The sequence below is a fragment of the Bacillus sp. LJBV19 genome (genome assembly GCF_017797845.1).
Lineage (GTDB): Bacteria > Bacillota > Bacilli > Bacillales > Bacillaceae > Bacillus > Bacillus velezensis.
In genome coordinates, this window is sequence record NZ_CP072563.1 from 3,432,641 (window position 1) to 3,453,533 (window position 20,893).

The following is a 20,893-nucleotide window of genomic DNA, read 5'->3' on the forward strand; positions in this document are numbered from 1 at the left end:
GGGCTGCCGAGAGCCTGAAGACAAATCTTTTTCTATCTTGCCAGTTCTTTTATTTGCCGATCGGCATGAACCGCCGGACGTCCGACGGAATGATAAGTGAATCCTGAAACCCTCATATACTCCAGCGGAAACATATTTCTGCCGTCAATGATGACCGGCTGTTTGAGCAGCTGCTTCACTCTCTTAAGATCCATCTCCTTGACTTCCGGCCAATCTGTTGTAATCAGGCATGCGTCCGCGTTTTTGATGGCACTGTACAGCTCTGTGTGATACTCAATGCCGCCGTCTCCTAATATCGCTGACGCTTCGGGAATCGCGATCGGATCATACGCTTTCACGTGAGCGCCCTGCTCTTTAAGACTTGTGATGATATCAAGAGCCGGGGCGGAGCGGACGTCATTTGTGTGCGGTTTAAAGGCCAGCCCCAGTACGGCCACGGTTTTCCCTTTTAAGGGCCCGATGGCGCGGTTCAATTTTTCCGTAATACGGACCCGCTGCTTCTGATTGGTTTCAATGACGGCTTCCATCATTTGAAACGGATAGCCGGCGGCGTTTGCGATATGCAATAAAGCCGTTGTATCCTTCGGAAAGCAGGATCCGCCGAATCCGATGCCCGCCTGCAGAAATTTATTCCCGATCCGGCTGTCAAGACCGACGCCTTCTGACACGTGGGAAATGTCCGCCCCGACACGTTCGCAAATATTGGCGATATCGTTAATAAAAGATATTTTGGCGGCTAAAAAAGCATTTGCGGCATACTTAATCATTTCCGCGCTTTCAAGATTGGTCTTTACGACCTTCGTACGGAACGGCTTATGAAGCTCTTCAATGACCGAAGCGGCATGTTCGCTTGTGGCGCCGATGACCGCCCGCTCCATCTGCATCGTATCCCGCACCGCCGAACCTTCGCGGAGGAATTCAGGATTTGACGCGACATCAAACGGATATTTTCCCTTTGACGCTTCGCTGACGATTTGGAAAATTAGCTTTCCCGTCCCGACCGGAACAGTGCTTTTGGTGACAATGATTTTGTATCCGTTCAGCTGTTCTCCGATTGTTTGCGCCGCTGCCTTAATGTAGGTCAGATCGGCTTCACCCGTCTTTGACATCGGCGTACCGACGGCGATATAGATGATATCAGCGGCTTTCACAGCCGGCTCAATGCCGGCCGTAAAGGATAAGCGCCCGGCACTGACATTTTTTTCAGCTAATTCCTCAAGCCCCGGTTCATATATCGGGATGACTCCGTTTTGCAAGCTTCTGATTTTCGCTTCATTGATGTCACAGCAAGTCACATGATGGCCGATTTCCGCAAAACAAGTTCCAGATACAAGACCTACATACCCTGTTCCTAATACAGCGATTTTTTTCACAGCTTCATCCCTCTTTCGAAAGGTTCTCCTCTTGCCCGGCCCGGTTCATTACGGATCGGTATTTCTCTTTCAGCGCTTTCGCGTTTTGGCTTGCGTCAAAATACGTGCGGACGGTTTGATAAAGTTCCTCGGCTGTTTGCGGCGTCCAAGCCTCTCCTCCGTCATATTGCAGAATCGATTCTGCCAGCGTCTCAGGTGAACCCGGCTTGATCAGCAACCCCCGGTGTTTCCCGAATAAAGAAGCCAATCCTCCGACATCGGTGCAGATTACCGGCACCTTCAGAGCGAGCGCCTCAATGACCACAGTCGGCATGCCTTCGCTGTAGGACGGCAGCGCCATTACATCCGAGGCCAGCAGATAGTCCTGTACCTTGTCGTTCGGCACTTGCCCCGTGACGATATGAGCGGCTTCCCGCAATGAAGATGCGGCGGGACCGTCACCGACAAAGACAGCTTCATAATTTTCATCCAATGACTGAACGGCTTTTGATAAGTCGAAAACACCTTTCTCTTTGACAAGCCTGCCGATGAACACGATCAGTTTTTTATCCGGAGGAAGGCCGAGCCGTTTTCTGACGGCTTCTTTCGTCTCGTTCCTTTCTCGGAAGGCGTCAAGCGTGATGCCGATCGGAAGCACGCTGCACTCCGCTTCGATGAGCTTTTTCATTTGTTCCCGCAGACTGCCGCTCACAGCGTAAATATCGGCTGCTTCCCGCACCGCAAATGTAAATGCGCGATGAGCGCTTTTGCTGTAATGCGGATAGACATTGACATCACTGCCATGCAAGGTCAGTACATACGGAATGCCTAAAGCCTTTGACACAATGGCGGCCGCTCCGCCTGACGGCATGGCGAAATGCGCGTGAATCAGATCGGGCTTCAGGCCTTGATTTTTAATCGCGGAAAGAACCGATGACGCCATTCTTTTATGCGGCTGCGCCCATTTCAGCTGCCCGGGAACCGCCTGATAAAACGGCCGGTGGACGGACACGCCTTTCCGCCATTCATGCGCCGGCCTTATATCCTTTTGCCGATACGTCTTTTTCAGCACCCGGAATGGCGCGGCGAGTTTCGGCCGCGGACAAATGACAGTCATCTCCGCGCCAAGCTTTCTCAGTTCTTGGGCCTGCGTCTCATGAAAAACCCCTTCTCCCGGCTTCTCACTGCTCGGATATACACTTGTCATCCACAATACCTTCATAGCAAACGTCCTTTTCTTAATTTACTTTTCATATGCGGATAAGCTTTTCCTAACAGGAATAAATAACACAACGCGCCGCAGACTACAGAGATTGCCAGACGCAGCTTGACATCAAGGCTGATCCGCTCCGTTCCGAAGCTGGCTGTAAAGGCGATGACACCCATTGCCGCCGTAAGCAGAAACGGTTTGGCCACGGCTTTGAAGTAAGCCGACAGACGCAGCTTAATGACATATGCCAACAGCCAGCGCCCGATCAGGAAATTCAGGATGCTGATGAAAGCGTACGTCCAGGCTACCGTCAAGAGATTTCCGGACAGCACGGCGGCGTACAAAGATGCACCATACAGCAGCATCACCCCGGCGTCCCAATAAAACGCCAGATCGGCCCGCCCTTTTGCGAGCAGCACAGATCCGTTCGGATTCATCAGAACCCTTAAAATCCCGACGATGGCGAGAACGTTTAAAACCGGGACAGCCGCCAGCCATTTTTCTCCGAATACCGAAGCCACGAATGCATCCGACACTGAAACCAAACCGAGCAAAAGCGGAAAGGATATCAGCGCGAGTATTTTGGTCATATTGAGAAATCCTTCTCTGATAACGCTGTTTTCATGCTTGTTTTTCGCAAAGACGGGAAACGCGACTCTCGTAATGATCGGATTAATTTTTAATACCGGAAGCGTGACAATCTGGTAGGCCAGATTGTAAATGCCGAGCGCCTCGGCGCCGATAAAACTGCCGATCAGAATCATATCAATATTCGCTCCGAGCCGGTTCACAAGCCGGGAAGACAGCTGAAAGGCCCCGAAAGAAAAGAAGCCTTTCATTCCTTTCAGATCAAAAACGAACGCCGGTCTCCATGTTTTTCTGCAGGCCATCCAGTACAGAATGCCTTTTGACGATTGCAGCAGCACCTGAGAAATCACATAGGCGAGAATCGGGTCCGTATAAAAAACCGCGGCCGCCAAATACACGAAGGACAGCACATTTGAAAAGATTTCAATCTTGCTTAACGTGTTAAATGCCAGCGCTTTTTGCAGCATATACTGGTATTGCTGACCGATCGGCGCGATTAAAAACATGACGGCCAGCACGCGGATTAAATAGACAAGCTCCTCCCGCCGATAAAAATCGGCGATGAGCGGACTGCTGAAAAACAGCAGCGCAAACAGCGCAAGCCCCGTTATGATATTCAGCCAGTACAAGGAAGACATCTGTTTATCAGTCACATGATCTTTTTGAATGAGCGCGGCGCCAAAACCCATATCAAGCGCAATTTGGGCAAACACCACTACCGTTGTGATCATGCCGACAAGACCGAATTCAGCCAGTGACATGACCCGCCCGAGCAGGGCGAATTGGATGATTTGAATGACCGTAATACACGCTGTCGAAATACTTGTCCATTTGGCGCCGCTCAAGATTTGATTTGTAATACTAGGCATCGTTTTCCCTACTTTTTTGTCTGCTGACCAGAATTTTTATCGCGCCCCGTCACCGGTCCAGATCACCTTGCACGTTTTGAGCATAATCTTCAGTTCCAATGAAAAGGTCAGGTTGCGGATATAGTATAAGTCAAACATCAGTTTTTCCCTCGGTGTCATGTCATATCCCCCGTTGACCTGCGCCCAGCCGCTTAATCCCGGCTTAACGGCCAGCCGCTCCGTAAACCCCGGAATCTCAGCCTGAAACTGTTCCGTAAACACGGGCCGCTCGGGACGCGGGCCGATCAGGCTCATTTCTCCCCGAAGCACATTTACCAGCTGCGGCAGCTCATCAATACGGGTCCTTCTGATAAAAGCGCCGACCTTTGTCACGCGGGGATCCTTTTTCAGCGCCCAGACCGCCCCCGATTTTTCAGCATCTATTTTCATAGAGCGGAGCTTATACAAATAAAACGGCTTCCCGTCTTTGCCTACCCGCTCCTGCTTATAAAAAGCCGGGCCGGGCGACTCCAAACGAATCAGTATGGAGAACAGGCCCATCACCGGGAGCGCCGCCAAAAGCCCTGCAAGCGCAAACACAATGTCCATGAATCGCTTAAAAGCCAAATAACGGGCCGTTCTTTCCGTAACGGCAGCGGAAGTCCCCTGCCGCACTGCATAGTTATTATTTACATTCATGCTTTTCTCTGCTCCCACTGACACACACCTCACGATTTGTTGGGATGTTTGATGACCTATGCCGTGAGTTTAGCAGATGGATGTTAATTGGAAGTAAAGGAAGCGTTAATGTTTATTAGAATGTTTCGATTATTGTTTTTTTATTGTAAATCTATTCATATCCATAAACGGCCGCTACTATAATTGAAAAGGATCATTATGAGCGGAAAACAACGAAAAAGCCTGCCGATCAATTTTGACCAGCAGGCTCGTACACAAATATATAAAAGTTTTACTTATAATAAGACACGATTCCATCATTGATGGCTGCAGCTGCCTTTTCCTTATAGGATGCTTGCTTTAATTTACTTGCATCAGACGGATTCGTAATAAAAGCCGTCTCTACTAATACACTAGGCATTTTGGAATACTTAATGACATAGAACGGAGCTGTTTTAACCTCTCTGTCTCTTGTTTTTAATGCATTAACAACCCTAGGCTGAATTTGTCCTGCCAGGCGTTTGCTTGCAGCGGCTTGATATGTCTCATCATAGTAGGTCTCAGTTCCGTTTGCAGAAGTTGCATCATTTGCATTGCCGTGAACGCTGATGAATAAATCCGCTCCTGCGGTTGCACCTTTATTTACCCTTTCCTGCAAGGAATAAAATGTATCATTAGACCTCGTCATGACCGGCAGAGCACCTGAAGCATTTAATTTTGTATTCAGCCTTTTAGCGATATCAAGATTGACGTCTTTTTCTAAAATGCCGTTACCTATAGAACCGGAATCTTTCCCTCCATGACCCGGATCAATTAAAATTGTTTTTCCCGCTGCCGGATTTTTCAGCTGGTTTGCAACATTTGAGCTGACAGCCGGGGTGTTCCCGATAATGGTAAAGCTGCTTAATTTTTTTCTCCCGATAAAGACTCTTGTTTCTTTTGAAAGATTGCTGCCGTTTGTCAGAATGATAGATTGTTTTTTCTTTGCAGCAAGAGCAGCACCCGCTATAGAGTCTGCATACCCGAAACCATTGCTGACGAATACATTGCCTGTCGGAAGATTTAATTGCTGAACTAGATTGGCCGCAAGTTCGTATCGATTGCTTCCGCTGATTCTTTTTGGAGAAGGGAGTTTTTTAAAGACAGAGGCATTTATGCTCCCGGTTCCCCCTGCTACAATAGAGCTTTTGATCCCCTTGCTTTTTATAGCTCCTGCTGTCGCACTGTTGATAGCTGTTTGATTCGTAAACAAAATTGGATATCCGTTCTTTGCGGCATATGGAATTGCAGCTATTGCGTCAGCATATAAAAATCCGTTTGCAATAACGGCTTTTGAGGCGGCAGGCATTTCCTTTGCTACTTTAGCTGCCGTATCATATCGGTTGCTTCCTGAAATTCTCTTAACACTGATGCCGAGCGCTTTGATTTGATTTGCTGTATTTGCTGAGACAGCAGGCGTTCCGCCGACGATAATGACCGTTTTTGTTTTTAATTCTTTCAGACGGGTTTTCGTCTCTGATGACAAATTATCTTTGTTTGTGTAAAGCAGCGGCGCATTTTTCTGATATGCCATCGGGGCAGCGGATATAGCATCTGCATACGAACCTCCGCCGACGACAACAGCTGTACTCGCTGTTGAATACACCTGCTTGGAAAGCGCAGCAGCCGTACCGTACCTGTTGCTTCCCCCTACTCTTTTAACCGCGTTGTCAGCTAAGGCTGACGGGATAAATAAGATGAGTCCCAGCATAGAAATGATCAGGACTTTAAGATAAGAACGCAATTGCCTTCCTCCTGCTCTCGTTTATTTAATAGTCAGTCAATGTGGTGCCCGGATAATAAAATTTTAAAATTGAACTATATGAATCTCCTGAATCCGCTCTTGCCTTAGCGCCGTATTGGCTCATTCCGATGCCGTGTCCGTATCCCTTTCCGCTGATTGTAAAAGCAGAACCGTTTTGACTGACGGTCACATAAGTGCTTTTAAACACGGAGGCTCCGATCATCGTTCTCAGTTCAGTCACCGGCACAGTCATTGCAGATGTTTTATTTGCCTCGTAATTTCCATTGTTTTGTTTGACAGCGTAATTCACTTTCAAAGTTGCTGTTTTAGCCCGCTGTCCTTTAGTTGTTCCGCTGAATGTAAGATCTTCTATTTTTAAAATTTTAATGGCGGAAGCGCCTGTTTCTTTATTTTTTAAAAACCAATTTTTAATACCGCTCAGTTGAGATGCATTTGTCTCATTCTTTGAAGCAAACCAAGTGGCCGGCTTATTTACATCAATTGAATCCGGATTGATTTGCTGCTTAGAAAGCGTCAGACTCCAGGCAGTTTGAGGATCTTTTGTGTCTTTTTTCGCAGTTAAATAAGGAACGCTTGAACCCCATACTTCGCCGCTTGATTCTGTATAACCGCCATTACTCGATGAATAAGCCGCCGTAATTAAATTCCCTTTGTAAGTCAGCACCTTATTTTTTGTCTGCTGCACTGCTTTCGTTGTATTGGCATTCCAGCTGTACCCGCCATATACTTGAAAAGCAGTAGTATCAGCAACAGTGCTCCCGGTCTTCGTAATTGAGTATGTTCTTGCCGCAACCGTTTGCGCCTTCAGCGCTTCAAGAGACCAGCTTGCAGGCATTTCATTCGGTACGACACCTTTTAAATAATCTTCAAAAGGAATGTTTTCATTTACAGGTCTGATATATTTGCCTGACTCTATTGAAAAATTAACCGTCCCCAAGTATTCTTTTCCATTCAAACTGATCCGGTTGGATTCATTGTACGTTTCCGGTTTTATTCTCAATGAATTCCCATATGTTTTAATATGATTAAGATTTAACTTTCCATTATTGATTTGTAAGTTGTATGTGCTCCCGCCGGCTAAGTAAAAATGGTTTGAAAGCTCATTTTCAACCCCGGCGGAAATGGAGCTTGTACTTCCGATAAAGTCGTATGCATACGACGCCTTCTCTTTTGTCACTGTTTTAGCTGCTGAAGGAACATCATCTTGTTTGATATATAATATTTGGCTGTTTTTTTTGGCGGCTAAAGAAGCGCCAACCAGGACATCAGCATATTTCGTTCCATTAGTCATGACGACTTTATCAGCCTTCAACTTTAGCTGATTAATAATATTAGCAGTCAATTCATACCGTGTTGATCCGGGTATTCGCTGCACAGTTGAAGTTTTTTTAATTTGATTTTCTACAGCATCACTCACGCTGAACGAACTCCCGATAATTATGACTTGCTTCGGAAGATCATAATCCGGCAATTTATCCTTTTCAGTCAGTAAAATGGGATAGCCGTTTGCAGCGGCATACGGAGCAATGGCTAAAGCGTCTTGAAAAACATTCCCTGTTACAACAATTGCTTTATCGTAATTTCCCATTTGTTTTGCAATGTTTTCAGACAGAACATAACGGTTTTTCCCGCTGATTCTTTTCACAGCTCCATAAGACTTAAGCTTATTTTCAACGTCCTTTGAAATACTTTTAGCCCCGCCGATGACCAGAATATTATCGGGATTGAACTTAGCAATCTGTTTTTCTGTTGTTTTTGTCAAAGTGTCCGGCTGTGTAAATAACACCGGCGCATCCAATTTTTTTGCCAGAGGAATTACTGGTAATGCATCGATAAAAACATCACGATTGACGAGAATAACGGTTTTAGGATTCGTCCATTGGGAGTCAGATGCAAGAGCCGCCGTCTCATATCGGGATGCCCCCGAAAAGCGGTTGGTTACAGACACATGATCACCGGTAACCTGATAAAAACCGGTTGGAGATAAAGAAATGCTTGATTGATTTCCTATGTAATTTGTCAGCTTAACAGATATATTTGAATCTGCCGCAAAGGAAACCGCCGGTATAAGCAATATAACAACAGCTAGAGTCAGTCCTATTAAATGTTTGCAAGTTTTCAAGATTACAGCGTCCCCCTGTTCATTAATTTGCCGGTTCGATATCCTTCAGCATAAGCTGTCCCTTGCTATTTTTTTGATATTTTACTGTCACTTTGTCGCCATTATCCAAATTCTTAACATCGTCGGCTGATTCTTCAGTGATATCAAAACTTACCGGTTCATGATCCACAGTGACTTCTATTGTATGAGTATCCGCCAGTCCTACATAAGTGCCCTCTTTCGTTACCAGCTTTTCACCCGCATCCTCGCCCTGAGATTTTTCATTATTAACTCCGCACCCGGCGAGAAGCAGTATAAAGAACAAACATCCGAAAATTTTTTTCATTTTTTTCACCTCATTATGGATTATCGACAATATATTATCTATTTTAAAGAAAAATTAAGAAACATTGAAACTTTTTTCGATAACATTCGACTATATTAGGATTTATTGTATTCTATTATAAAATATTTCATTTACTGGAAGTTCGATTTCCAATTTAAAACAGATGGGGTGTATTGAGATGAGAAGTAAACGAAGAAAAAAGAAAAAGACTTTGTTACTGGTCTTTCTGACAATCATCGGCATTTTTATTTTAGTTTCCGGCGGCTTTACATACTATCTATGGCATAAAGCGGCATCAACCGTCGCCAGTATTCACGAAGACATTAACAAATCGAATAAACGCAGCACTGAGGTGAAAATAAATAAACAAGAACCGTTCTCTGTCTTGATCATGGGAGTGGACGAACGTAAAAATGATAAAGGAAGAGCCGACTCGCTCATTTACCTTACTGTCAATCCAAAGACAAAAACAACGGAAATGGTCAGTATTCCGCGTGACACTTATACAAAAATTATCGGCAAAGGCACGATGGATAAAATCAATCATTCATATGCATTTGGCGGTACGCAAATGGCAGTAGATACTGTGGAGAATTTCTTGAACCTTCCTGTAGATTATTTCATTAAAGTAAATATGGAAAGCTTTAAAGATGTCGTTGACACTTTAGGAGGCATCACTGTCAACAGTACATTCGCTTTCAACTATGACGGTTATTACTTCAGCAAAGGCAATATTTCATTAAACGGTGATGAAGCCCTCGCTTACTCACGAATGAGAAAAGAAGATCCTAAAGGGGATTTCGGGCGCCAAGACAGACAGCGGCAGATTATAGAGGGTATTATCAATAAAGGGGCAAGTATCTCTTCTGTCACGAAATTCGGAGATATGTTTAAAGTAGTAGAGAACACTGTAAAAACGAATTTAACCTTTGATGATATGTGGGATATTCAATCCGGCTATAAAGATGCCCGCAAGAAAGTGATTCAGCATGAGTTGAAGGGTGACGGCACTAAAATCAACGGAATTTACTATTATAAAGCAGATGAAAACGGTCTTGCTTCCATTACTAAAGAATTGAGAAGCAGCCTCAACCTTTAAACTAATGCAGAAAAAGCAGCTTCGCATACATTATGCGGAGCTGCTTTTTTGTTACACCTTGAAAGAATCAGGACGCTCTGAACGCAGTCCGAATTGATAGAGCAGCCCCTCAGCAATCCTTCTTGACGCCATGCCATCTCCATAGGGATTAGATGCCCGCGACATTTTTTCATATTCCTGCTTGTCTGTCAGCAGCTGTTTTGCCATCTGATAAATCGTTTCTTCATCAGTACCGGCTAATTTCAGAGTGCCCGCCTCCACTCCTTCGGGCCGTTCAGTCGTATCGCGCAATACGAGAACCGGCTTTCCTAAGGAAGGAGCTTCCTCCTGAACGCCTCCTGAATCAGTTAAAATAAAATACGACCTTGACGCAAAATTGTGGAAATCAATCACTTCAAGAGGTTCAATTAAATGGACGCGCTCCGAATCACCAAAGTGCTTATCAGCAGCTTCACGTACAGCGGGATTCAGGTGTACCGGATAAACGACTTGCACATCGCTGAATTCATCTGCGATCCGGCGGATGGCTTTAAACATAAGTTCCATCGGCTGACCTAAATTTTCCCGGCGATGCGCCGTCAGTAAAATCATTCTGTCATTGCCGATTTTTTCAATAATGTTATGGGAGTATTCAGAGTGAACCGTTGTATGCAAAGCATCAATCGCTGTATTTCCGGTAACAAAAATGGAGCTTTCTTTTTTATTCTCATTCAACAAATTTTGCTTCGCTTGCTGAGTCGGAGCAAAGTGGATATCAGCAAGCGAGCCGGTCATTTGGCGATTCAATTCTTCCGGAAAAGGTGAATATTTGTTGCCCGTGCGCAATCCGGCCTCCACATGTCCGACTGCAATCTGGTGATAGAAAGCTGCAAGGCTTCCGGCAAAGGTTGTTGTCGTGTCACCATGAACAAGAACAATATCAGGTTTGATTTCCTTAAACAGGCCGTCCAGTTTTACCAGGGCGTTTGAAGTAATTTCAGCCAGCGTCTGCCGTTCTTTCATAATATTCAAATCAAAGTCAGGCTTAATTTGAAATGCGTGAAGAACTTGATCCAGCATTTGTCTATGCTGGGCAGTCACAGTGACATATGATTCTATTTCAGGGCGTTTTTTTAATTCGAGCACAAGGGGCGCCATTTTTATCGCTTCAGGCCTTGTACCGAATACCGTCATGACTTTAAATTTTTTCATATCTCTTTCTCCTGTATCAAGTTTGTGATCATTTTTCATTATCAACCCATTTTACACGATATGATCCGCCAGTTAAATATCTTGTATTATTTTTCCCATAAATGAAAAAGGATATATCATTAAGGCTTTACGGATAAAACTTGTTTAATAATGGTTTATCTTATATCATTAAAAGTGTTAAAAATGAAATATCGGGTATACAGAAAATATCAGCAAGCCTGAGTCTGTATAGATATCTTAACTTATATTTAAGTGACGCTAAGGAAGGTGCTTTAAAGTGAAAAAAGTACGCAAAGCCATAATTCCCGCTGCAGGTTTAGGGACACGCTTTCTGCCGGCAACAAAAGCCATGCCGAAAGAGATGCTTCCGATTGTAGACAAACCAACGATTCAATACATAATTGAAGAAGCGGTTGAAGCGGGTATTGAAGACATTATTATTGTTACGGGAAAAAGCAAGAGAGCCATTGAAGACCATTTTGATTACTCACCAGAGCTGGAAAGAAACCTAGAAGAAAAAGGGAAAGTCGAACTCTTAGAAAAAGTCCGAAAAGCCTCTAATCTTGCTGACATTCATTATATCCGGCAAAAGGAGCCAAAAGGTCTTGGACATGCCGTTTGGTGCGCACGTAATTTTATCGGTGACGAGCCATTCGCCGTCCTTCTCGGAGATGATATCGTTCAAGCTGAAAAACCAGGGCTTCGCCAGCTGATGGATGAATATGAAAAAACACTTTCTTCTATTATAGGGGTTCAGCAAGTGCCTGAAGAAGAAACCCATCGTTACGGAATTATTGATCCGCTGACAAGTGAAGGCCGCAGATATCAGGTGAAGAACTTTGTTGAGAAGCCGGCTCAAGGGACTGCTCCGTCCAATCTGGCAATACTGGGACGTTATGTCTTCACTCCTGAAATCTTCATGTACCTTGAAGAACAGCAAATTGGTGCCGGAGGAGAAATTCAGCTTACAGACGCTATTCAAAAGCTGAATGAAATCCAGCGGGTTTTTGCTTACGATTTTGAGGGCAAAAGATATGATGTTGGTGAAAAACTGGGTTTTATTACCACTACATTAGAATTTGCGATGCAGGATCGTGAACTGCGTGATCACCTTATCCCTTTCATGGAAGACCTGTTAAGAAAAGATGAATTATAAGAAAAAAAGCTGTTGGATTTATTCCAACAGCTTTTTATTTTATAATGCAGGTTAAAGTTTGATTATCGTTATTGATAATAAAAGCGTATTTATCATTTGCCGCAATAAATTGCCGATCACTGCTGCCCTTTATAACATCTTTATTATTCAGGGATAGATCTGCCGGAGTAATAGCTGATATTCCTCTGAAAACAAGCTGCTCGGCCTTGCCATTATTCACTACATAACTGACCTCGCCATTTTTAAGATATAGCATCTCCCGGCCGTTCACTACTTCTTTCTGCAGCTCTTTCATTTCTTGCTGAATATCATTAACGCGCTCACCGAGATGTGACACAAGTTGATCAATATCACCCTGCTTTACATACGGAGAAAAAGCGGATGCTTTCACATTTGAACTTTTTTCGTTATAGACCGCTGCATTTTCCGGGATATAGTACGTTTTATTATTGACCTCAATCTTTGCTGATTGCCTGTCTTCAGATACCACTTTCACCTGAGCACCGAACGGAATAAGGAAGTCCGCCTTTTTTTTCAGCTCTGTATCTTTATAGGCCTGCGTCTGGTCTTTTAATACGAAACCTTTTTTGTTCACCAATATCTGGTCTTTCCCCTTGTTAACATCATGTTGATATCCGATCTTACCGAAGGAAGCGATAGTACGAAGCGGGGCGCTGAAAAACATGGTTCCTGCCATAAACACAAGCAGTATTGATAAAATAGCAATTTGAATAGCATTGACTGCTGATCCGGATTTACTATTTTTCTTTTGTTCCTTCACAATTGCCTGCTGCTCAGGCGATTCTTTTTTACGTTCAGCAACCTGATCTTTCTTATATTTCTCTTTGTCTTTTTTGGAGAGTTTATTAAACCAATCGATAAATGCTTTGTACTCTTTGACGACGGTTTCAGTGTCGTCGAACATTCTTAATTCACCATAGTGCATCCAAGCCACACGGTCACACATTTTTTCAATCTGACCAATGGAATGACTCACAAAGAAAATGGTTTTTCCTTGTTCTTTAAATTCCTGGATCCGGTCAACACACTTCTGATAAAATGTCTGGTCTCCTACGGAGAGGGCTTCATCAATGATTAAAATATCCGGATCTATATGCACGGAAATAGCAAAACCAAGGCGGGACTTCATACCGCTTGAATAGTTTTTCACCGGCTGATTAATAAAATCACCGATCTCAGCAAACTCAACTATGCTTTCATACATCTCATCGATTTCTTTATTTGTCAGCCCCATCATTAAACATTTAAGTCTTATGTTATCCCGGCCCGTCAAAGCATTATTTAAACCGGCTGCAATCGCAATCAGCGACGGCTGGCCGTTCATTTCAATTTCACCGCTTGTCGGCGGTATCACTTTTGCAAGCAGATTGGACATCGTCGATTTACCCGATCCGTTAATTCCCACAAAGCCGATTGTCTCCCCTTCATATACATCAAAGGAGACATTTCGCACAGCGAAAAAACCGTTATCTTTAGCAGGGAAAAACAAACCTTTTATTTTATCCGACTGTTTTTCATAAAGATGATACTGCTTTGAAACATTTCGAAACGAAACCTTTAGTTTCATCGTACAATCTCCTTACGTATTAAAGAAAGTCAATAAACTTATCTCTGAATTTCATGTGTAAAACAGAACCGACTGTTAACAAAAATAAGGTGAACAGCCAGAAATACAGTGTATATTTCACATCTTGAAAGAACCACTGACCATCTAATAAGCTGTTCCTGAAACCGTCAATTATATAAAAAAGCGGATTCAGCTTCAAGACAGGAACCAATTCCGGGTGAGCTGCCCCCAGCTTTGAGTTAATATCCCAAAAAACCGGCAGGAGGAAAAACAAAAGTCTTGTCACTGCCTGCAGAAGAAACTGATAGTCTCGGATCAGCACGCTGATTGTCGAATTAAACAAGCTGAACGAAAATAAGAAAGCCATCAGACAAACAAAATAATAAATATATTGAAGCCAATGAAGGCTCGGATAGATTCCGCTGGCGAGCAATGCAATGATATAGATCACCATCATAATTGCATAACTGAACAAATTAGAAGCGATGGCGACAGACGGCAAAGAACTGATTGGAAAATTCATTTTAGCCACCATTTTAATTCTTTTAAATACACTATTTGATCCGTCTAATATTGTCGGACTTATAAAAAACCACGGTATCAGACCTGCAAGCATCCACAAAATAAAAGGCACTTCTCCGGCACCTGTAGCCATCGGCCCCCCTTTTCTGATCCCCAATCCAAAAACAAACCAATAAGCAAGCATTTGAATAAGAGGATTTAAAAACTGCCATAAAACGCCTAAATAATTCATTTGATATTTAGACTTTGTTTCGTAGGCTGCTAAACGCATGATTAAAGGAAATGATGTTACTTGCTCTTTTAGTATTTTCACTACAGCATTCATTTTAATCTTCCTTAGGTTGATTTGATTTTATAAAGCATCGCTGATAATTGTACCAGAAATCAAATTTTTTTTCACTTTCAAGCCGCATGCAAATGCTGCTAAAAGGTTTGTAAAGCATAATAGAAAAACCCCTTGATACAAAGGGGTTTTTCTATTATTCAGATTCAAACACAATTTTCACGACTTTCTCAGAAGAATGTCCTGACTCAAGATAACAGAATTTGTCATAAAAAGGTTTGAATGAAACCGGGTGCTGATAATCCGGTGATGAAATATGTTTGATTGCCTCGATCGTTTCCTCTGTCGTTTTCACTAACGGACCAGGAGCATCTTTCTCAAAATCGAAATAAAACCCTCTGAGTTTATCCCGGTATGTTTCAATATCGGGAACAAAAAACAGCATCGGGCGTTTCAGATTTGCAAAATCGAAAAATACAGAAGAGTAATCGGTAATTAACAGATCTGAAATCATATACAATTCCCGAATATCTTCGTGTGCAGAAAAGTCGTAAGCAAACCCTTCAAACGGACCGAGGTCAAAATTTTCGGCCACAAGATAATGCATTCTCAGAATAACGAGATATTCATCTCCGAGCTCTTCCCTTAATTTATGCAGGTCTAAATCAAGGTCAAATTTATAACGGCCTTTAGCATAAAACTGGTCATCTCTCCATGTCGGCGCATAAAGAATGATTTTCTTATCCTCAGGCAGGTTTAACCTTCTTTTTATCGCTGTGATTGTCTCATTATTATTATCATTATGAAGAAAATCATTTCTCGGATAACCTGATTCAATCATAGTTTTATCGAATTGGAAGGCGCGCGCAAATATCTCAGACGAGTAGGCATTAGGGGAAATTAAATAATCCCAATTGGATGCCTCTTTAATAAAATTCTTTTTATATTTTTTCGTATTAGTACCCGGCATATGAACTTCTTCCATATCCATTGCAAGTCTTTTTAAAGGCGTGCCGTGCCATGTTTGAAGATAGGTTGTATGTTCCGGCTTTGGAATCCATAAAGGCAGACGGCTGTTGACGACCCAATATTCTGCCCGCGCCATAGCAAACAGCCACTTGATAGAAAGCCTGTTAATGTATTGAATGCCCTTCTCTTTAAAAGGCGCTGCATACTGTTTATTTACGCTCCAATACATTTTATATTCCGGATGATTGATTTGCATGTATTCATAAATGGCTCTCGGATTACAGCTGTATTGTTTGCCGTTAAAGCTTTCAAAAATAATGGTCTTACTTTTAACAGGCATTTTGCTCGCCATTCTGAAAACAACTTTATAACCTTTCGTAATAAGGGAATTTCTGCGTTTTTTCAGTTTTTTCATTTTGGAAATGAAACGTTTTTTCTTCCCTTTTATGAAGTATCTCATCCTTGTTTTCAGGCTGTAGTCGTTCACACGGATACAGACAGTCTGCTTTTTCTTCTTTTTATATACCTCATACCTGACCGGTCCGCTGTCTTTATTCACAACGCTTATGAGGCCTTTCAGTTTATTTTTTCTGTCTCCGAGCACAAGCGGAGTGCTGCTGAGAACAATAGGTTCAGCTTCGTCGTTTTCACAATGAAACTCCATAAACATACGGTAGACAAATCGTTTTTCCAGAGAATAAGGAATATCTTTTAATGGAATTTTTATTTGGAAATCAAAAATTTCAGGGGTGAATGCATCTTCCCGAAGCTGTTCAATATTCTCCGTTTTTTTCGTCATTTTAATAGGGAAATGTTTCTCTACGGGATCTTCTCCCCCTTTTTTAATGACAAATTGCAGGTTTTTAACTGAAAGCTGATTCTCCGAACTTAGATATCCTGCATACCCTGAAATCATAATCTCTTCTGCCTTCAGCTGAATCTCATCAAACTTCACAATTTTCGCTTCTCTTTTTACCTTTAAAGAGAAATTACCCTTATCGGTTGTATAAGGTAAAATTAACAGCTCAGTCGTATGATCAAGGTGGTAGGCACGCTCAATCGCTTCAGCTTCCACGGTTAAACGCACCTGCTTCGGCTGTTCTTCTTCCGCTGCCGGTTCCCCCAGTACCACATAAAAATCATAAGTCTGTCCCATTTCTAAAGGTTCAGGAAACGAGTGAATATTAATTGATGCACTGTATTGAGCCGGGCTCTCTTTCTCTAAAATAACAACATCCTCGGCTCCGGAACGCCGTTCTTTTAATTTTAAATAACATTTCACTTCCTCAGCTAACGGTTCTTCGCTTTCAAGTGAAATAGAGAGTGCCAGGTCTCCCACATTATTTTTTAAGCTTTTCAAAATACATTTGCTCACGGTATTTTCATCCATACTTATTTTCTGCTCCTCTGAATTAAAGCTCTTCACTTAACCGATTTCACTTAATCGATGTGATCCTTTTTGTTTAATTTAATAGAGAAATTCCCTTTCACAGTCGTATAAGGTTCGAAAGTATATCCGTTATTCATAAACTGATCTTTTTCGCCGAAATTGACTTCACGGCTGGATACCCTTCTTAGAATACGGATATGGTCAGCTGTTATATATTGAATGTAAAAGTCAAGAACCGAAGTATGATTTGCGTCAATTTTTTCTTTTTGGATGTCCTTTTCAAAATCTATATAAAATGGCTGAGCCGGTTGATCAGCGGATACGGATATGATTTCAGATTTGTTTTTCCGATCAATCCCAACCATTCGGACTTTTTCAAATGCATCATTCTGGTCAGACACTGAAACGCTGATCGCTAATCCGTTGGCATTTTTTTCAAAAGATGTGATCGGGTGTTCTTTAGAACCGACTTTTTCAGCAAGCCGTTCCTTTTCTTTTCTCACTTCAACCATTTTGAAAAGAGCATATGACCAATTTTTAATATAGTTTGGTTTAGAGTATTTCTCCGCCATTTTAAAGGCTTGACGTGAAAATTGTTTGTGAGTGCTGTCATCTCTCATTAAAGAGATAATGGCCTCAGCCAGCTTTTCTATATTATATTGTTCAATTACATAGCCGTTTACTCCATCTTCTACCAAGCTTCTGGCACCGTAATCGTAATCGTAAGTTACGACCGGGCATCCATTGCTCAATGCTTCCATATTGGACAGACCGAAGCCTTCAAAGTGAGAAGTTGAAATGGTCAGCCACGCTTTTTGAAACTCGTAATCGGGGTTGTTCGTGTATCCTTTCAGCAATACATTATTCTTGAGGTTTTGAGCTTTTATTTCCTTTTTGATTTTCTCTGTTTCTCCTCCAGAACCGAATATTTCCAGTTTTGCATCCGGGATTTCATTTACAACAAGTTTGAACGCTTTAACGGCATGCGTCAGGTTTTTCATTGGTACAATCCGAGAGATAATAACCGCTTTATTTCGTTCGCTCGGAACTTTCAAAACCTCTTCATCGAGCGGTTTATTAATCGTATGCGGTGTAAAAAAGAATGTCTCTTTTTCCCCTGAAATCAAACTGAAATCTGCAATCTGCTCCTCAGTGATAAAAAATACGGCATCAAGGTTATTTATTTGGCCGAAAAGTTCTTTATAGCGTCCTTTGATCTGGAACTTATTATCACCATAATGTTTATTGTGAATAATCGCCGCATAATAAGATGACGGCGCTTTTTTCACTCTGAAGACATGTTTATCCTGTAGTCTGCTGTCGACCAGAAATAGTTTAGGCCGATCGTTTTCTTTTTGGAGAATATCAATCCAATAACTGCGCAACTCAAATTCATCTTTAAAGGTTAAAGGGTCTTCTTCTGAGTACCAAGTAAAATGTGTGAGTTTGACTGCTTCACTTTGGTCATCCCACATGAAGTGCTTTTCCAGATAAACGACATTTTCGTTGTTGATAAACTCCTGAAGGAAGATTTGATTCGTCTTTGTATCAAAATGAGAGACAATGACGGGTTTTCCTTCTTTATTGTATTCTTCCCTTTTGATTACTTGTTTTTCATCATTCAGGTAATCTACGTAACGCACGTCATCACTGCCTGAATAATAGGAAAGATTATAATCGTTTGATGATTTTCCGAATATTTTTGAGATAGTTTTGCTTACTTTCCCTTTGCTGACATGTTTTTTTATTTGATCCAGCTCAATTTTCTCCGAATAAATCCGCTTGCCTTTTGTTCTTTTACTTAAAAAGTCATCATACATGTTGATAACTTGTGTATATTGAGGGTCGGTTTTCTTTCTTTCAAAGAGTTCGTTTTTTTTTCTCCGAAATTCCAAATCAAATTTAAAAGTAAGGAAGGCGGTATTCTTTTGACTCTCTTCTCCGAATAGTTTAGAACGCAATAATAGTGATTTGGTCAGACCTCCGTAATCATCCGGGAGGCCTCCTGAGATAAAATAATACATCATATCGGGAAGCTCATTATTATCGTTAATAGGCTGATTGGACAAATTTTTTCTCCCTTTCACCATATGGAATTTAGTAAAACACTGCAAAATAATACTATTCCCTCAGATTATTATAACAAACCTATTTAAGCATCAAAAAGTACTCCTTATCAGCAAATAAGAAGTACTTTGAACAGTTCATGCATTCAATAATTCCGTATTACACCCCGGCAATTTCTTTTTTAATCTGTGTGGTGGAAATGCCTTCGGTTCTAGGGAGGTAGATGACTTCGCATTGATCTTTAAGGAAATCGAATTTGCCTTCCCAATCGTCTCCCATTACGAACACGTCGATGTTGTGATCCGCTACGTCACGTACTTTTTGATCCCAGCTGTTTTCCGGAATGACTTCGTCGACATAACGGATCGTTTCCAGAATCAGCTTTCTGTGTTCATAGCTGTGGTAGGCCTTTTTTTGTTTTTGCAGGTTGAACTCGTCTGTTGAGATGGCAACAACAAGGTAATCCCCAAGCTGCTTTGCGCGCTCAAGCAGTTTAATATGACCCCAATGCAGTAAATCAAACGTTCCGTAAGTAATGACCTTCTTCATGAAACAAAAGCTCCTTTCTATCATCATACGTATAACAAGCAACTGCTCTGAAATGCTGCGCAGCTGTATCCTTAATCACTAAAGTGCCAATTTCGTACTCATGGAACCTCATTATATCACATAGCCCTGAAAAGGTTAAGCCAATGTAAAACGAAGTTAAATTTCACTTATTAACAAATGTTATTACAATAGGAGTTTAGCAGGGTTTTTGCGCGTATGATTAAAGAAATTGTTATCTTATTTATATTTTTGTAAAACTATTGTTAAGTTTAACTGAAGGTATTATGTTAAAATAAAGCTTAGCCTAAGTCACGAAAAAGTGAAAGAAAATCCCGTACAAAAAGGAGGACGGCAGATGCAGACTGAAATGGTGCACAACCTTTCTTACGTTAATGGAAATTTACAGGAGTTTATTTCATATTTAGACACTTATTATATCGCACAGAAGCAAGGAGCCGTCATTGCGACGGTCAATCCTGAGATCGGATACGCTGCGGCGAAAGACAAAGGTTATCATCAAGTCATTTCTTCCGCGGATTTCGTCCTGCCGGATGGTATCGGCGTCGTGTTAATGTCACGTTTGACGCAGCACCCGCTGAAATCAAGAATTGCGGGATTCGATGTGTTTCTTGCGCTGCTCGGCCTCGCAAACCGGCAGTCTAAAAAAATATTTTTATACGGAGCTAAACAAGACGTGCTTGACGCCGTTTTGAACCGGATCAGCAAAGAGTATCCGAATATTGAGGTTGTCGGAGCCAGCAACGGTTATGAAGCGGATAAACGCTTCGTCGCCAAACAGATTTCCCGGGCGAAACCCGATCTCGTATTTGTCGCCTTAGGATATCCCCATCAGGAACAATTTATTTATGAACACAAACATCTTTTCCCTCAGGCTGTATCGATCGGTTTGGGAGGAAGCTTTGATGTGTTCAGCGGAACGGTGAAACGCGCCCCTGAATGGATGATCAAAACGAATCTGGAATGGCTGTACAGACTGGTGACGAATCCGTGGAGATGGAAAAGGATGCTGAACATTCCGAAGTATGCTTTTACCGTTTTGAGAAATAATAAATCAAATAAAAGCCTGTATTCCAAGCAGGCAGAAGATCAAACGAAACAGCTTTAAACAAATAAAACAGCAAAAGAGATTGG

General features: G+C 42.2%; 16 protein-coding genes. 3 read left to right on the plus strand and 13 right to left on the minus strand.

Annotated elements, in window-relative coordinates; all coding sequences use genetic code 11:
• Nucleotides 1–32 precede the first annotated feature (32 nt).
• From tuaD to J6600_RS16765, 7 genes are all read right to left on the minus strand, one after another.
• Nucleotides 33–1,373, minus strand: coding sequence for a UDP-glucose 6-dehydrogenase TuaD (gene tuaD, locus J6600_RS16735; RefSeq protein ID WP_209387649.1), 1,341 nt, complete (start codon nt 1,371–1,373; stop codon nt 33–35).
• Between the two features lie 4 nt (nt 1,374–1,377).
• Complete coding sequence (gene tuaC / locus J6600_RS16740; RefSeq protein WP_209387650.1) at nt 1,378–2,574, minus strand: teichuronic acid biosynthesis protein TuaC; 1,197 nt, start codon at nt 2,572–2,574, stop codon at nt 1,378–1,380.
• Nucleotides 2,571–4,019, minus strand: coding sequence for a teichuronic acid biosynthesis protein TuaB (gene tuaB / locus J6600_RS16745; RefSeq protein WP_014419019.1), 1,449 nt, complete (start codon nt 4,017–4,019; stop codon nt 2,571–2,573). Before tuaB ends, tuaC begins: the two co-directional genes overlap by 4 nt.
• Before the next feature lie 36 nt (nt 4,020–4,055).
• On the minus strand, nt 4,056–4,715 hold the full coding sequence (locus tag J6600_RS16750) for an exopolysaccharide biosynthesis polyprenyl glycosylphosphotransferase (RefSeq protein WP_003151373.1): 660 nt from the start codon (nt 4,713–4,715) through the stop codon (nt 4,056–4,058).
• A 253-nt stretch (nt 4,716–4,968) separates the two neighbouring features.
• The gene (locus J6600_RS16755) at nt 4,969–6,459 is read right to left on the minus strand and encodes an N-acetylmuramoyl-L-alanine amidase (RefSeq protein WP_209387651.1); all 1,491 of its coding nucleotides are present in this window, start codon (nt 6,457–6,459) and stop codon (nt 4,969–4,971) included.
• 25 nt (nt 6,460–6,484) lie between these two features.
• Nucleotides 6,485–8,602, minus strand: a complete 2,118-nt coding sequence (locus tag J6600_RS16760) for a SpoIID/LytB domain-containing protein (RefSeq protein WP_209387652.1) — start codon at nt 8,600–8,602, stop codon at nt 6,485–6,487.
• A gap of 22 nt (nt 8,603–8,624) precedes the next feature.
• Nucleotides 8,625–8,927 carry a membrane protein gene (locus J6600_RS16765; protein WP_017418804.1) on the minus strand — a complete coding sequence of 101 codons (303 nt, stop codon included), beginning with the start codon at nt 8,925–8,927 and terminating at the stop codon, nt 8,625–8,627.
• Nucleotides 8,928–9,105: 178 nt separating this feature from the next.
• Between J6600_RS16765 and tagU the strand changes: the two genes are divergently transcribed.
• A complete protein-coding gene (gene tagU / locus J6600_RS16770; protein WP_209387653.1) occupies nt 9,106–10,026 on the plus strand; it encodes a polyisoprenyl-teichoic acid--peptidoglycan teichoic acid transferase TagU in 921 nt (306 codons plus the stop codon).
• A 51-nt stretch (nt 10,027–10,077) separates the two neighbouring features.
• Here tagU and wecB read toward each other — a convergent pair whose 3' ends face one another.
• Nucleotides 10,078–11,217: a non-hydrolyzing UDP-N-acetylglucosamine 2-epimerase gene (gene wecB, locus J6600_RS16775; protein WP_209387654.1), complete on the minus strand. Its 1,140-nt coding sequence runs from the start codon at nt 11,215–11,217 to the stop codon at nt 10,078–10,080.
• 277 nt (nt 11,218–11,494) lie between these two features.
• Here wecB and galU point away from each other — a divergent pair, with 277 nt between their 5' ends.
• A complete protein-coding gene (gene galU / locus J6600_RS16780) occupies nt 11,495–12,373 on the plus strand; it encodes a UTP--glucose-1-phosphate uridylyltransferase GalU (RefSeq protein ID WP_015240700.1) in 879 nt (292 codons plus the stop codon).
• Between the two features lie 34 nt (nt 12,374–12,407).
• Here the strand turns inward: galU and tagH are convergent, their stop codons facing one another.
• The 5 genes from tagH to tagD all read right to left on the minus strand — a co-directional run bounded on the left by tagH (nt 12,408) and on the right by tagD (nt 19,741).
• Entirely contained in the window at nt 12,408–13,961 is a 1,554-nt protein-coding gene (tagH, locus tag J6600_RS16785) for a teichoic acids export ABC transporter ATP-binding subunit TagH (RefSeq protein ID WP_209387655.1), read from the minus strand.
• Nucleotides 13,962–13,980: 19 nt separating this feature from the next.
• Entirely contained in the window at nt 13,981–14,808 is an 828-nt protein-coding gene (gene tagG, locus J6600_RS16790) for a teichoic acids export ABC transporter permease subunit TagG (RefSeq protein ID WP_017418800.1), read from the minus strand.
• Nucleotides 14,809–14,962: 154 nt separating this feature from the next.
• A complete protein-coding gene (gene tagF, locus J6600_RS16795; protein WP_021494864.1) occupies nt 14,963–17,125 on the minus strand; it encodes a teichoic acid poly(glycerol phosphate) polymerase in 2,163 nt (720 codons plus the stop codon).
• A gap of 50 nt (nt 17,126–17,175) precedes the next feature.
• Entirely contained in the window at nt 17,176–19,194 is a 2,019-nt protein-coding gene (locus tag J6600_RS16800) for an alpha-glucosyltransferase N-terminal domain-containing protein (protein ID WP_209387656.1), read from the minus strand.
• 157 nt (nt 19,195–19,351) lie between these two features.
• Nucleotides 19,352–19,741: a glycerol-3-phosphate cytidylyltransferase gene (tagD, locus tag J6600_RS16805; RefSeq protein ID WP_003151361.1), complete on the minus strand. Its 390-nt coding sequence runs from the start codon at nt 19,739–19,741 to the stop codon at nt 19,352–19,354.
• Nucleotides 19,742–20,096: 355 nt separating this feature from the next.
• On the opposite strand from tagD, the gene J6600_RS16810 reads away from it, so the two are divergent.
• Entirely contained in the window at nt 20,097–20,867 is a 771-nt protein-coding gene (locus J6600_RS16810) for a WecB/TagA/CpsF family glycosyltransferase (RefSeq protein ID WP_061861597.1), read from the plus strand.
• Nucleotides 20,868–20,893: the final 26 nt, after the last annotated feature.